Below are 13,342 nucleotides of genomic sequence, written 5' to 3'. Positions count from 1 at the left end.
GCCATCCACAAGAAGTGGCGCAAAACCTACTTTTCAACGCCATCCTCGACCACGCATCAGGCCTATCCGTTCTGGACGGGCGAGCTGTTCAACAAGCGCCGCGCCAAGGCCGACCAGGTCAACATCGACGTGAGCCACGGCCGCCTGTCGTCAGGCTTTACGGGCGAGGACAAGATCTGGCGCCAGATCGTCACCATCCTGGACGCTGAGCGCGGCGGCTGCAACCTGTTCGACATCGACGAGCTGCGCAACTTCGAATACAGCCCGGACCAGTTCGACAACCTGCTGATGTGCAATTTTATTGACGACTCGGCCTCGGTCTTCCCGCTGGCCGAGCTGCAGCGCTGCATGGTCGATTCCTGGGTGGAGTGGGACGACTACAAGCCGTTGCTGGGCCTGCGCCCGTTCGGCAACCGGCCCGTGTGGATCGGCTACGACCCGGCCTTGAACGGCGACAGCGCCGGCTGCGTCGTACTGGCCCCGCCCATGACGGCCGGAGGCAAGTTTCGCATCCTGGAGCGCCACCAGTGGCGCGGGCAGAGCTTCGAGGACCACGCCGACGCCATCCGCCAGATGACCCAGCGCTACAACGTCGAATACATCGGCATCGACACGACCGGCATGGGCATCGGCGTGCTGCCCATCGTGCGCGGCTTCTTCCCCGCCGTGACGGCCCTGAATTACTCGCCCGAAGTCAAAACCCGCATGGTCTTGAAGGCCAAAAACATCATCAGCAAGGGCCGGCTGGAATTCGACGCCGGCTGGACGGACATCGCGCAATCGTTCATGGCGATCCACAAGACCCTTACCCCCAGCGGGCGGCACGTGACCTATGTCGCCGGCCGCAGCGATGAAACCGGCCACGCCGACCTGGCGTGGGCCTGCATGCACGCCCTCGATCACGAGCCCTTCGAAGGCACCACCGACAACCACCACTCTTTCATGGAGATTTATTCTTGAGCAAAGCACGACACTTGCGCGCGCGCGGCCAGCAGGCCCAAGGCGCGCCATCAACAGCGGCCACGGCGCCGGCCGCCGCCGGCATCGAGGCGTTTTCCTTCGGCGACCCGACGCCCGTGCTGGAACACGCCGATATCCTCGACTGCTTCGAATGCTGGAAGAACGGCCACTGGTATGAGCCGCCCGTCAACCTGGCGGGCCTGGCCAAGTCCTTCAATGCCGGCGTGCACCACAGCAGTGCCATCCACTTCAAGGCCAACGTGCTGGCATCCACCCTGATTCCCAGCAAGTATTTGTCGCGCGACGCCTTTAAACGCATGGCCCTGGACTTCCTGACGTTCGGCAATGCCTACCTGGAAGACCGGCCCAGCCGCAGCGGCAAGGCGCTGGCGTACCAGCATGCCTTGGCCAAGTACATGCGGCGCGGCGTCGATCTGGATACCTACTTTTTTGTGAACGGCTACCAGGCCGTGCACCAGTTCGACAAGGGCCGCGTGTTTCACCTGATGGAACCGGATGTAAACCAGGAACTGTATGGCGTGCCGCAGTACCTGAGCGCGCTGCAATCGGCCTGGCTCAACGAGGCGGCCACCTTGTTCCGCCGCAAGTACTATAAGAACGGCTCGCACGCCGGCTTTGTTTTCTACATGACGGACGCCGCCGCCAACACCCAGGACGTGGACAATCTGCGCCAGGCAATGCGCGACAGCAAGGGGCCGGGCAACTTCCGCAACCTGTTCATGTACGCGCCGAACGGCAAGAAGGACGGCATCCAGATTTTGCCGGTGTCGGACGTGGCCGCCAAGGACGAGTTTTTCAACATCAAGAGCGTCACGCGCGACGACCAGCTTGCCGCGCACCGCGTGCCGCCGCAGCTGATGGGCATCCTGCCGAACAATGCCGGCGGCTTCGGTGCCGTGGAACCGGCCGCGCGGGTCTTCGCGCGCAACGAGCTGGTGCCGCTGCAGGCACAGTTCATGGCAATCAACGAGTGGGCCGGCGTGGAAGTGGTGAAGTTCGCCCCGTATGACTTGGGCCTGGGCAAGGAGAGCGCGCAATGAGCGACCACGTAGACAATACCGACAAGATCATCTATGCAGAGGTGGCGCGCGGCCTGGCCGCCGTGCGGCGCCGGCCCGGCCTGGTGGCGCATGGTTGTTGCCACTACTGTGACGAGGCGCTGGCGCCCGCGCTGCTGTTCTGCAATGCGGACTGCCGCGACGACTACGAGAAGGAGCAAGCGGCCAAGGCCCGCGCCGGCCGCACAGGATGACCGCCACGCCGCGATAGCCGGCAGGGCAGGGCCGCGACAGCCCCACCGCGCTAGAGCGCCGCAGCCACCGCAGAAGCCGCCCATGAGGCGGCTTTTTCACGTCTTGACAATTGATGTTGCTGATGAAGCAAGAAAAAGGCCCGTTTCGGCCCGGCGCGCGCAGTTGTCCCCCCTCCACACCTGCCCGCTATATAGGGGTCTTTTGACTCAAATTTGTGCCATGGCCGAAGGCGCATGAGGACTGGCGCGGCGGGGCGAAGAGGGGGAATGCGATTTGACGCATTTTGGCGCACTTTGAGCGGTTTTTTGTGCGACTGGTGCAATGGCGTGCAAATGTTGGTGTTTGCCCACTGGTGGGGCTGTATTGCAGTCTCTTGGTACATGCATTAATCAATACTGGCTAGATAGCCGCCGAGCGAGTCCGCTTCGGATTGGTTTTTTGAAGAACCCGGTAGATTTCTTGAGGTGGACTTTACAACTTCGGCTGGCGCGAAAAGCGCAAAGCTCTCGATAGCAGGATCTCCACCGTATAGCCAGCACCAGTTTCATGCACAAGCCAGAGCACTCCATTTTTTTCAATCACCCACGCATCGACAATCAAAGTATCAAATGGTTTAGCCATATCCTTTATGTCGATTTTTACCCGGCCTGCGCTTTCATCTATCGTTCGTAAAACCCTGTTCGTTCGACGCGTAAACTCGATGAAATAGGTGGAAATTATTATATTATCCACAATAGTTCCTGTTCAATTTTTAATAGAATTGCCAAGTGATTAGTTTCCTTAAAAACAAATGAGGAGAAATAGTAAATTCTCTGTGGAAATAAATAATTATCATGGAAAACAAATATTTAACATGTCAAGTTATATTTGATATCAAAGGGAATTTTAATATGGAAACATATTTAAGAAATTGGATCAAGCCTGCTCCGATAGAAATTTAATATGGAACTTTAAATAAATTTCTTTAATGGAATATGTGTTTTAAAAATACCATAATAAATTGCAATTAAGGCAACTTTATGTCAATAAGTGGCTCTTTATGATAGCAAAATAATTTGTAGAATAAATTTCTTCTAGGAATGTATTGATTCAAATCAACTTAAAGGACGCACGTCTGCATAAATATGTTGTGCCTGCTAATCTTGACATTCAATTTTTACCGAAAGTGGGACTAGATTAGTGACAGATAGTAATGACAATTTCTTGGTGGGAAAAGTTCTCTGTGTCGATAATCTGACATTTGAAAAACTCTATATAAAATACAGATCAAAGGTGAAACATATCGTCGCGCAAATTCTTTGTGATCCGCATGATATCGAAGATGTCATTCAAATTGTTTTTATAAAAGCATTTCAAGAAATTATTCCATCTCGGAGTGATTTGAATTTTCCTTCTTGGCTGTTTGTCATTGCCGCCGATAGAGCAAGAAAATTTCATGATGAAAAATATGGGGATAATATACGGTTTCTCGATGCCAAGGAATTGTATAAGGCATCACATGAAATAAATAACATAAATTATTTAGATAATCCCGAAGAGAAATATATTGCAATGCAGACCAATCTGAAAATTGAACGTGCATTTATGGCCTTGCCCGCCACCTTGCGCCTAACTTTTTGTCTTCGTGAAATAGAGTGCTTGAGTTACGAGGAAATATCTAAAAAAATAGCTCGCCCGATAGGCACGGTACGCAGCCGTATCTTTAGGGCACGCGAAGAAATGTGGGAGGAAATAAACAAATCAAGCTGATAGCGCGGAGGATATCGACATGGCGCCAGAACAAAGAAATTCGTGCCCCGACCTTAGATGTCACCCAGAGGAAACCACATGTTAATCACTTCAAATACAGTAGTGGATCACGAAGGTTCCACTTCATATACAAGAAGCGATATTCTGACTGCTCAGAAAATAGATGTGGGCATAATCTTCCAAGCGATGCTCGGTACAATTATTGCAGCAGAATATCTCAGGAGGAGCGGGGTTCCGTTGGAGATAGCCCTCCGAGTACTCACCATTTCCCATAGAAAAACCCCGACGCCTCCTCTATTGATAGGTGATCCAAAGCTGCCCCACGTGACGACCAATACGCAGAGGTTAGGTGATATAGCGAACGTGGATGCTTTGACCGTATTGAAGTCCTAATCAGACTGCTGCTGGTTGCAGGAGGTATGGTACGTGGTTTTTTGTGGAACAAGTTTTATGGAGTGAGTTCTTGGACACAAAGCACAGGGCATCCCGTGTGACAGGCGTTGGCGCAGGCGCCTGTCCAGAAAACCTACCTTTATTGGAGGCGCTTGTCCGAACGTGGGGGCGCGTACATCTCGGCACAACGATCACGCCAAGCCGACCTTAAGATGACTGTCGTCAACTGTTCACCAAGCAGTAAAATAAGCATGTCGACGAAAGTGTTTAGCAAACTGGCACTGGCTGCAGTGGATTCCGAGATCACTTGCCCTTCAAGACATGCTCGCAGCTTTTTAAATTCGGATTCGGCTGCTTGAAAGGCATGCCCAGGCATCATCCAAGGGAAAGTCTTCCCGGTGGTGTAAACGCTGCGCAAAAATAGGGTGTGAAATCCAACTTCGCCAATGGTCGATTTGAGCGTCGAAGCTAGCATCTTCCATAGATCGATGCTGGTGTTCACCACTGCGTCGGGGCGCTGTGTAATCGCCAGTTGAATCGTCTGATGCAGATGATGGGGGATGGAGGCCATAGATTCCTATGAAGACTCAGGGGCCAGGACTCTGACAATAGCCAACGAGTTATTCCTGAGTGTCGATTTCAGTATAGGACATCGGCGCACGAATTTCACACAATGACAGGTCAGTCGCAATTATTGCTGGTTTGTGGCGAAGGAATGCAAGTCGACACGGTTGAACGCAGGATCACTTGCAGCTAATGCTGGTTTGAGGAGGCTGTCAGTCGCAGTTAATTTTGGTCGAAAAATCCGCTGAATACAGGTCGGGCCGTTTCAAAAACGTTTCCGCATCGTACATGTAGGATGGTGAAAACAGTACGTTGCAAGGTAATGGAAAAACATTGCGTGCGGAACCAAATCGCGCGTAAGCATCTGAAATGTATGAAGTATTTTGAAGACTTGAAAACTAGCGACGGGTTAAACTGTTCGTGAGTTCGAATCTCACCGCTTCCGCCAAGTACATAAAAAATTCGTGAGTATACTCAACTTATATTCCACCGAATTTCATTGAAAATCAACGATTTAGCTTGATTTTTAGCCTTCCGAATCGCAGATTCGGCGGTATCCAAAAACCCTCTCGCAGAATGACGCGTAGGCTAAATTGTAGGTATGATGCGGTTTTTCTCAAAATCGTACCTGCAGGATATCGCATGGCCATCAATACGCTTACCGACGCAGACTGCCGTCGTGCCACGCCAAACGATGGCAAGCTGCGCAAGCTCTTCGATGGCCACGGCCTGATGCTGGCAGTCCTGCCAAGCGGAAACAAGGTTTGGCGCATGGCCTATCGCAACGACCAGGGCAAGCAGCAAACTGCCGTGATTGGCCCGTATCCGCTTATCGGCCTCATGGAAGCCCGCGACCGTCGCGACGCTTTGCGTTTGAAGCTGATCGACGGGGAAGACCTCAAGCGCAAGGCAAGCAGCCCATCCATTACCCTTGATGCCGCCATCGATATCCCTGTTGTGCCGCTCCACCCATCTGGGTTCATGCATATGTCCTTCTAAATCGCTAAGCCCGGGCAGCGATTCTATCGGCGGCGTCCATCCCGCCAGCGCCGGTTTCCTCCACGATTTGCAGGCATTCGTCGCATGGGAGAAGACACGGGCATCCGTGCCGCTAGAATGGGGGCGAGTTAAACACGAGGAATTTAATGAGTTCTCCCCCATTTTTGCCATTCAACGCGCCTCCCGTATCGGAAGTCAAGCACGACCGCCACCTTGTGCGCCGCTACTTGCTGCAGTCGGCGCTGCGCTTAAACGCCGGTTCACTCTTGTTCCTGTCGCTGGCGATCGCGCTGCTGCCGCTCTGGCTGAACCATACCCCGGCCGCGCCGGGCGAAATGGAGACCCGCAAGCTGACTCCGTACATTGTCGGCGGCGTTGTAGTGGCGGTGATGGTCTGGCTCGCGCTGATGTCTAATGGGATCGCTCGCAGCTTTCTTGCGCGGCTGGGCGAAGAGGGCAAGGCGCTGAGTGTCGAGGCGATGGCTTCCTTGGTTACGCGTCACATCCATGCGCCGTTCAATCCCTACACCACCTTTGACCTGTGCACCGAGTCCTTGTCGGGGCTGGCGCTCGGCACGGCACTTGGCTACTCCGGTCCGCCTGCTTTCTTCCATGACCCGTTCAAGGGCCGGATCGTGCTGGGTCGCTGGCGCCCCTTGGCGCTGGGGCGCCATGTCGAGGTGAGAATATCGTCCGATTTGGGCCCCAGTTGCCACATTGAGCTGCGCTGCCGACCGGGCTTGGCTTGGTTCGCGATCCAGCAGGGTGAGTCGCTAAAGACTGCCGAGATGGTGTCTACCCAACTGCACCAGCACCTCGCGCGCCATGCAAGCGCGCTAAATGCGGCTCGGCGTGAGCGCGAGCTGGAACGCACCTCTCTGCAGGCGCGCCTTTCAGCCTTGCAGGCCCAGGTAGAGCCGCACTTCCTGTTCAATACCCTGGCAAATCTAAAGTATCTGATCCGCACCGACCAGCGGGCCGCGCAAGAGATGCTCGACCATCTGGTCGGCTACCTGCAAAACGCGATGCCCGATATGCGCTCGGTGTCCTCGACCTTGGGACGAGAAATGGATCTTGTTAGCGACTACCTGGCGGTGATGCGCATCCGCATGGGCACGCGCCTACGCTACGCTGTCGAAGTGGCCGAGGAATTGCGCAGCCTGCCATTCCCGCCGGCGATGCTGATCTCGCTTGTGGAAAACGCCGTCAAACACGGTCTGGAGCGGGCCAGCCGACCAGGCCTGATCACCATCAGCGCAAGGCACGAAAGCGGCGGGAAGGGCGAGCTGCTGAGCGTGTCTGTTGTCGACGACGGGGTCGGCTTGACCGAACAATCCGGGCAAGGCACGGGGTTGGCGAATATTACAGAGCGCTTGCTGCTGCTATACGGGAAGAAGGCCAGCCTTTTTGTGGAGCCGGGCGACGGACAAGGCGTATGCGCAGTGTTGACGGTGCCTATTGTCGGGAGTCACGCCTGATGCCAAGCGCTCTGATCGTCGAGGACGAGCCTCTGCTAAGGGCGGAGCTGGTGGACCAGCTGCATGCCTTGTGGCCCGAACTGCAAATCGCCGGCCAGATCGAAAACGGCATCGAAGCGGTGGCATGCATCGACGTACTGAAACCGGACATCGTATTTCTGGACATACAGATGCCCGGCCTAAACGGTATGGAGGTGGCGCGCCATATTCCCGAGTCGTGCCAGGTAGTGTTCGTTACAGCGTATGCGGACTATGCCTTGGCCGCTTTCGATACCGGCGCGTCCGACTATCTGGTCAAGCCGGTGACGACCTCACGCCTGCTGCAGACGATCCGTCGTCTGAAGTCGCGCACGGCCGCAAGCCCGCCGCCGGCCGTGTGGGAACAGCTCTTTGAACAGGAGAGCGCACCGGTGTACCTCAAGTGGATCAAGGCCTCAAGCGGCAATTCGGTGCGGCTGGTGATGGTGAGCGAAGTGCTGTACTTCCAGTCGAACGAAAAGTACACGCGGGTGGTGACGGACAACGGCGATTCGCTGATTCGGTTGCCTCTCAAGTCCCTGCTTGAGCAACTGGACCCGCAGTTGTTCACGCAGATCCACCGCAGTGCCGTCGTCAATCTGCAGGCCATTGACCGGATTGAACGCAGTGAATCCGGGGTGCGCAGCGGCCCTGGGCTGGAGGTCATCCTGAAAGGTCGGACCGAGCGCTTGACCGTTAGTGAGGGATTTACCAAGCAGTTCCGCCAGATGTAGCAGGGATGTTAAAGCCTCTCTGCCGATTGGCCGCCTTCGTGACGACGGCGGATTTGTTGGTTCAGTTCGCAGTTAATCATTTAAGCATATTGAAAAAAAGGAAAATAATGAAAAATCAATGGATAGTTTCCCTGGCTTTGTTATTGCTGACCGTGACAGGGGCAATCGCAGCTACACCCCCGGTGGCGCCGACAGTGGAGGTCAATCGGGCAGTCCGGTTGGAGGTCATCGATACGCTGATTGCCAAGCTCAATGCCCACTACGTTTTTCCAGACAAAGCCAAACAAGTCGAAGTTGTCTTGCGCCAGCATCAGCGCGAGGGCAAGTACGATAGGGTCACGGACGGTCAACAACTCGCCAAACAGCTATTCGATGACATTGATGGCGTTATCCACGACAAGCATGTGTTCATCGATGTCAGTGCCCACCCTGTGCCTCCCGATGATGCAATGCCACCACCACAGACGCGGGCGGAATGGGAAAAACAAGTGCCGCCTGCCGTGCTTGAAAGGGTTCTTACATCAAACCTTGGCGTGGAAAAGGTTGATCACCTTAGTCCCAATATCGGCTACCTGGAGATTTCCTCATTCGGGCCGGTTTTCCTCGTATCCGACAAGTTCGCCGCAGCGATGAATAAACTCGCTAACACCGATGGCCTCATCATCGATCTGCGCAACAACGGCGGTGGCGGGGAAGACTCAGTGGCGCTACTAATCAGCTATCTTGTTGACGGGCGCACCCGCCTCAACGACATCTGGGAACGTGCGACCGGTATCACCACGCAGTATTGGACGCAGGATAAGCTCGACGGCAAACGCTATGGGGGCAAGAAGCCGGTCCTCATCTTGGCCGGCCCCGATACGAAGTCCGCCGCCGAATCATTCGCGTACCAAATGCAGGCGCTGAAACGCGCCAAGGTGATCGGGGAACGCACTTGGGGCGGCGCCAACGCTTCGCGCCCATATCGTCTCAGCGAGAATTTTGCTATCTTTATCCCAAGCAAGCGCCCGATCAGCTCAATTACCCATACAAACTGGGAGGGCAAGGGCGTCACTCCGGATGTCGCTGCAAAGGTGAACGATGCCCTCGCGGCGGCTAAAGTTTTGATGCAGCGACAATTTCATGGGGGCGCACCACGTGCTACCAATGATCACTAAAAACTATGGTCGATATGGCGGGTGCGAAGTTCATATTTGTCACGATGAGGTAGAAAACAGCCCTTGTACCGCCTGACTTCGCCGAGGACGCTGTCTACTACGGCTATACCGAACTCATGTCAGACCAAGAGCGGCACCTGATGATGTGGATCCCGGCCGGCAGGCCGATCATCGCAGCACCCGATCGAGCACCTGCGCCAGCGCGGCCGCGTCGGGCTGGCCTTCGATGCGCACGCGGACCTGGCCCAGCTCAAGCATGATCGTCCCCCTCACATTGATGGTGGCGTTGCCCGGCGCCGGCGCAGTGGGCGCCAGCACCACCGGCAAGAAGCCATCGTCGCGCATCAACGCAGGCACGCCGAGGCGTCCTTGTTGATAGAGGCTGCGCCAGCTGAATACCTGGTTGGCGTTGGCGCTGTGTTCGCGCGCGATGCGAGCGACCGAGACGCCAGGTTCGAGCGACAACGCCAGCAACGCGCACTTGAACTCCAACGAGTGCTGCCGATAATGGCCGCGCGTATTCGTGGAAATGGTCGGTTGAAAATTTGTGTCCATAATCATAATTTGTGGGCACAAATGTTGTGCCAAAATTCGATCATGGATGACGGTGGTCAGGCAGTCCAGACGGCGTCGGGAAGACGTTTACTGTTCAAGACTGAGCTAGTGCACTTAATCGGTATTAGTTCAAACTAGAACTGACACTTCGCGTCAAACGGGCGTCCGCATCCTGCTGCGGACGCAGCAACTTGCCGGCTTACTCCGTCATCGGTCCATAAAAAATTAACCGACCAGTCTCGAAAGCTGCGACGCCTGTGGTTAAACCTCAAGATGCCACGAAAGGTCCGGGAAGGGGCGGTTGAGCATGTCGCGTATGGTGGCCAGAAACCTTGTCCTGGCCTTGTACCGGTTGAATGCCTGCGACCTCAGTTTGGGCACTCCACCACCAGTTCAAAATAGTTTGGCCTGCTTGATAGCTGGTGCTTTGGGTACCTGCTCTCCGGTGGCCATCCCGATGGGTCCGCGCACGTGGGTAAGCTGCTCCCAATTTGGCTCTTAGAAGCAGTCCATGGGAACAAGGCAGAGCTGAGAATTGGCCGTTGCGGACTTGCACGTCCCCAGTTGGCCAACGGTATCTGCACGGGCGTTCATTGTTGTGAGGTCCCCGCATATAGATGCCAACGGCCAGCTATCCTACTGTGGCACTGGCCTTGCCGATGAGTGAGCATCCGCATGCCGTCTTGCAGCCATGTATGGCCACCGGAGTCCCCCCAGCGGTGAGGGTTTCATGAGCAGTAATGATTTTATTGACGCCATGCGGCGCGCCACCGGGATAGCGCTGCGGGCACATGACTTCGTCGCCTAGCCGCGCAATCGCCTTGCCACCGATATCGTGTGTGGGTGAGCCGCTGATGACTTTCCCTCCATGGTCGGTGGAATCACCGATTGTGATGATTTTCAAGGGCATGGTATTTCTCCTATTTGTTCCAGGTTGTCTTATTAAGTGGGACGGCCGTTGGATTCGGGCTTAACAGCGCTATCCACACCGGACCATTTCGGTAGTGGGGCTGGAGGCAACGGAAGCACTTGGTCGAGCCTGTTCAACTTCAGGTCGGGATTGATTTGTAACACGTCGTAAATAGCGTCGTAGCGCCTCTCTCGCTCAGCGTCTATCTTGCTACGCCATACCTTGCGAGCCTCGACATAGAGCTGGTATGCTGCCGGGTCGCGGCTTGCCGGCATGTGGTCCTTCCAGCGGGCGCAAGCGGGTAGCGGGTCAGACATACTGAACTTCTTGAATCCATATGGCAGGGTGCGCAAGGCTCTCTCCTGCAAGTAGCTTGAGAGGGAAAAAGTCGCAGCGACGAGCGACGCCAGCAGAACAAGGCAATATAGCCATCGTCGACGAGAGCCGTTTGCAACCGCATGAGATGTGGCGGACATTCAGGTTAGCTCAGTACGTGGGTTTGTCGTAGGACTCGGGTGTGACCGCGTCCTCAACCTTGGACCAGGGTGGTAATTGCGCCGGAGGTAGCGGAAGTATTAGGTCGAGCCTGCTCAGCTTTAGGTCGGGATTGATTTCTAATGCGTCGTAGATGGCGCTGTAGCGCCTTTTACGCTCCGGGTCGACTCCAATACCCAAAGGCCTTAAAAGGTCTTTTTCCTCGTCAGAGTCTTTTCCCCAATAGCCATGGCGGAACATAACCTCGAGGTCTCGCGCACACTCTATGCTCCCAAATTTCACGCCTTCCTGATATGTACGTATCGACTCTTGATATCGCTTATTTACTCCGGCATCTAGAGCCAGCGAATAGGCAGCCGGACCGTGTCCCTGTTGATATGCACATTGCAGCATAGTTGCCTCATCCTTAGGACGCCCCGCCTCACTATATGCCTTAGCCAACGCCATCTGCGCTTCTGGGCTGCCGAGCTGAGCCGCCCGCAGGTAGTATGCCCAAGCCAAATCGACATCGTAGTGCGCGCCGCCATAGCCATGCTCGTGAGCGACACCGAGGTCATACAGCCCCCACGGTTGCATCGCCTTGGCAGCCATGCGGGCGATTTCGACACTCTTGACGGGGTCTGCATCAAGCACGTGGTTGGTTTCGAGAACGCCGAGTCCGTGCAGATAAAAATGCGCCATTAGTGCACGCGCTCCCCAGTCGCCCAACTCGGCGGCCTTTTTCACATCGGTGAGTATGCGCGTGGCCTCCTCTCGCTTGAATTGCCACGCTATCTTATTGCGCCATACCTTGCGAGCCTCGATATAGAGCCGGTATGCTGCCGGGTCGCGGCTTGCCGGCATGTGTTCCTTCCAACGGGCGCATGCGGGTAGCGGGTCAGACATACTGAACTTCTTAAATCCATATGGCAAGGCGTGCAAGGCTCTCTCCTGTAAGTAGCTTGAGAGGAAAAAAGCCGCAGCAACGAGCGACGCCAGCAGAACAAGGCAATATAGCCATCGTCGACGAGAGCCGTTTGCAAGCGCATGAGATGTGGCGGACATTCAGGTTCGCTCAGTACGTGGGTTTGTCGTATGACTCTGGCTCGACCGCGTCCTCCACACCGGACCAGGGTGGCAATACAGCCGGAGGCAATGGAAGTACTTGGTCGAGTCGGCTCAGCTTTGGGTCGGGATTGATTTGTAACGCGTCGTAAATGGCGTCGTAGCGCCTCTCTCGCTCAGCGTCTACCTGAACTCCCAACGCACTGAGTGCATCTTTCTCCCTGTCAGAGCCGATAGCCCAATACCCTTGGTTAAACATAATCCTCAGGTCTCGCGCACACTCTGCGCTCCCAAATTTCACGCCATTTTGATATATATCTATCGCTTCTTGAAACCTTTTATTCACTCTAGCATATAGAGCCAGCTCGTGGGCAGCTGGTCCATGCCCCTGCTGATATGCACAATGCAGCATAGTGGTCTCATCTCCCCGGCGTCCAGCTTTGCTATAGGCTTGAGCCAAGGCCATCTGTGCCTCCGGGCTGCCGAGCTGAGCCGCCCTCAGATAGTATGCCCAAGCCAAATCGACATCGTAGTGCGCGCCGCCATAGCCATGCTCGTGAGCGACACCGAGGTCATACAGCCCCCACGGTTGCATTTCCTTGGCAGCCATGCGGGCGATTTCAACACTTTTGTCAGGGTTTGCATCAAGCACGTGGTTGGATTCTAGAACACCGAGTCCGTGCAGATAAAAATGCGCCATTAGTGCACGCGCTCCCCAGTCGCCCAACTCGGCCGCCTTTTTCACATCGGTGAGTATGCGCATGGCCTCCTCTCGCGTGAATTGCCACGCTATCTTGCTACGCCATACCTTGCGAGCCTCGATATAGAGCCGGTATGCTGCCGGGTCGCGGCTTGCCGGCATGTGGTCTTTCCAGCGGGCGCATGCGGGTAGCGGGTCAGACATACTGAACTTCTTGAATCCATATGGCAGGGTGCGCAAGGCTCTCTCCTGCAAGTAGCTTGGGAGGAAAAAAGCCGCAGCGACGAGCGACGCCAGCAGAACAAGGCAATA

General features: G+C 55.3%; 16 protein-coding genes. 9 read left to right on the top strand and 7 right to left on the bottom strand.

The genetic code is table 11. The annotated features are described in order from the left end of the window. From ACP7DE_RS13390 to ACP7DE_RS13380, 3 genes are all read left to right on the top strand, one after another. Nucleotides 1–960 (top strand): terminase large subunit domain-containing protein (locus tag ACP7DE_RS13390; protein ID WP_426072543.1); only part of this gene is annotated, 960 nt, incomplete at its 5' end. Then, a complete protein-coding gene (locus tag ACP7DE_RS13385; RefSeq protein ID WP_426072542.1) occupies nt 957–2,021 on the top strand; it encodes a phage portal protein in 1,065 nt (354 codons plus the stop codon). The genes ACP7DE_RS13390 and ACP7DE_RS13385, both read left to right, overlap by 4 nt. Next, entirely contained in the window at nt 2,018–2,233 is a 216-nt protein-coding gene (locus ACP7DE_RS13380) for a hypothetical protein (RefSeq protein ID WP_426072541.1), read from the top strand. The genes ACP7DE_RS13385 and ACP7DE_RS13380 overlap by 4 nt, the downstream gene beginning before the upstream one ends. Nucleotides 2,234–2,705: 472 nt before the next feature. Here the strand turns inward: ACP7DE_RS13380 and ACP7DE_RS13375 are convergent, their stop codons facing one another. After that, nucleotides 2,706–2,966, bottom strand: a complete 261-nt coding sequence (locus tag ACP7DE_RS13375) for a hypothetical protein (protein ID WP_426072540.1) — start codon at nt 2,964–2,966, stop codon at nt 2,706–2,708. Nucleotides 2,967–3,413: 447 nt separating this feature from the next. On the opposite strand from ACP7DE_RS13375, the gene ACP7DE_RS13370 reads away from it, so the two are divergent. Further along, entirely contained in the window at nt 3,414–3,983 is a 570-nt protein-coding gene (locus tag ACP7DE_RS13370) for a sigma-70 family RNA polymerase sigma factor (protein ID WP_426072539.1), read from the top strand. 78 nt (nt 3,984–4,061) lie between these two features. Next, entirely contained in the window at nt 4,062–4,376 is a 315-nt protein-coding gene (locus tag ACP7DE_RS13365; protein WP_426072538.1) for a hypothetical protein, read from the top strand. Between the two features lie 139 nt (nt 4,377–4,515). Here ACP7DE_RS13365 and ACP7DE_RS13360 read toward each other — a convergent pair whose 3' ends face one another. After that, nucleotides 4,516–4,947, bottom strand: coding sequence for a hypothetical protein (locus ACP7DE_RS13360; protein WP_426072537.1), 432 nt, complete (start codon nt 4,945–4,947; stop codon nt 4,516–4,518). Nucleotides 4,948–5,582: 635 nt separating this feature from the next. On the opposite strand from ACP7DE_RS13360, the gene ACP7DE_RS13355 reads away from it, so the two are divergent. From ACP7DE_RS13355 to ACP7DE_RS13340, 4 genes are all read left to right on the top strand, one after another. Then, nucleotides 5,583–5,939 (top strand): Arm DNA-binding domain-containing protein, encoded by a 357-nt coding sequence (locus ACP7DE_RS13355; RefSeq protein ID WP_426072536.1) that lies wholly within the window; start codon nt 5,583–5,585, stop codon nt 5,937–5,939. Nucleotides 5,940–6,085: 146 nt separating this feature from the next. Then, nucleotides 6,086–7,417 (top strand): sensor histidine kinase, encoded by a 1,332-nt coding sequence (locus ACP7DE_RS13350; protein WP_426072535.1) that lies wholly within the window; start codon nt 6,086–6,088, stop codon nt 7,415–7,417. After that, nucleotides 7,417–8,169 (top strand): LytR/AlgR family response regulator transcription factor, encoded by a 753-nt coding sequence (locus ACP7DE_RS13345; protein WP_426072534.1) that lies wholly within the window; start codon nt 7,417–7,419, stop codon nt 8,167–8,169. Before ACP7DE_RS13350 ends, ACP7DE_RS13345 begins: the two co-directional genes overlap by 1 nt. A 5-nt stretch (nt 8,170–8,174) precedes the next feature. Next, complete coding sequence (locus ACP7DE_RS13340) at nt 8,175–9,326, top strand: S41 family peptidase (RefSeq protein WP_426072533.1); 1,152 nt, start codon at nt 8,175–8,177, stop codon at nt 9,324–9,326. A gap of 168 nt (nt 9,327–9,494) precedes the next feature. Here ACP7DE_RS13340 and tnpA read toward each other — a convergent pair whose 3' ends face one another. The 5 genes from tnpA to ACP7DE_RS13315 form a co-directional block, all read right to left on the bottom strand. Next, complete coding sequence (gene tnpA / locus ACP7DE_RS13335; protein WP_426072532.1) at nt 9,495–9,881, bottom strand: IS66-like element accessory protein TnpA; 387 nt, start codon at nt 9,879–9,881, stop codon at nt 9,495–9,497. Between the two features lie 631 nt (nt 9,882–10,512). Then, complete coding sequence (locus ACP7DE_RS13330) at nt 10,513–10,791, bottom strand: PAAR domain-containing protein (protein WP_426072531.1); 279 nt, start codon at nt 10,789–10,791, stop codon at nt 10,513–10,515. A 32-nt stretch (nt 10,792–10,823) separates the two neighbouring features. After that, nucleotides 10,824–11,066, bottom strand: a complete 243-nt coding sequence (locus ACP7DE_RS13325; RefSeq protein ID WP_426072562.1) for a DUF6396 domain-containing protein — start codon at nt 11,064–11,066, stop codon at nt 10,824–10,826. 211 nt (nt 11,067–11,277) lie between these two features. Then, nucleotides 11,278–12,129 (bottom strand): tetratricopeptide repeat protein, encoded by an 852-nt coding sequence (locus ACP7DE_RS13320; RefSeq protein WP_426072530.1) that lies wholly within the window; start codon nt 12,127–12,129, stop codon nt 11,278–11,280. A 211-nt stretch (nt 12,130–12,340) separates the two neighbouring features. Beyond that, nucleotides 12,341–13,270, bottom strand: coding sequence for a tetratricopeptide repeat protein (locus ACP7DE_RS13315; protein WP_426072529.1), 930 nt, complete (start codon nt 13,268–13,270; stop codon nt 12,341–12,343). Nucleotides 13,271–13,342 lie beyond the last annotated feature (72 nt).

The organism is Janthinobacterium sp. DSP2-3-3, from assembly GCF_049897325.1.
Classification (GTDB): domain Bacteria; phylum Pseudomonadota; class Gammaproteobacteria; order Burkholderiales; family Burkholderiaceae_D; genus Janthinobacterium.
This window is presented reverse-complemented; position numbering and strand designations above follow the sequence as displayed.

Coding starts and splice junctions, on each gene's coding strand:
- tnpA (WP_426072532.1), bottom strand. CDS start 9,881: ATGGACACAAATTTTCAACCGACCATTTCCACGAATACGCGCGGCCAT.
- ACP7DE_RS13365 (WP_426072538.1), top strand. CDS start 4,062: ATGTTAATCACTTCAAATACAGTAGTGGATCACGAAGGTTCCACTTCA.
- ACP7DE_RS13355 (WP_426072536.1), top strand. CDS start 5,583: ATGGCCATCAATACGCTTACCGACGCAGACTGCCGTCGTGCCACGCCA.
- ACP7DE_RS13340 (WP_426072533.1), top strand. CDS start 8,175: ATGTTAAAGCCTCTCTGCCGATTGGCCGCCTTCGTGACGACGGCGGAT.
- ACP7DE_RS13380 (WP_426072541.1), top strand. CDS start 2,018: ATGAGCGACCACGTAGACAATACCGACAAGATCATCTATGCAGAGGTG.
- ACP7DE_RS13325 (WP_426072562.1), bottom strand. CDS start 11,066: ATGCCGGCAAGCCGCGACCCGGCAGCATACCAGCTCTATGTCGAGGCT.
- ACP7DE_RS13360 (WP_426072537.1), bottom strand. CDS start 4,947: ATGGCCTCCATCCCCCATCATCTGCATCAGACGATTCAACTGGCGATT.
- ACP7DE_RS13350 (WP_426072535.1), top strand. CDS start 6,086: ATGAGTTCTCCCCCATTTTTGCCATTCAACGCGCCTCCCGTATCGGAA.
- ACP7DE_RS13320 (WP_426072530.1), bottom strand. CDS start 12,129: ATGCCGGCAAGCCGCGACCCGGCAGCATACCGGCTCTATATCGAGGCT.
- ACP7DE_RS13345 (WP_426072534.1), top strand. CDS start 7,417: ATGCCAAGCGCTCTGATCGTCGAGGACGAGCCTCTGCTAAGGGCGGAG.
- ACP7DE_RS13330 (WP_426072531.1), bottom strand. CDS start 10,791: ATGCCCTTGAAAATCATCACAATCGGTGATTCCACCGACCATGGAGGG.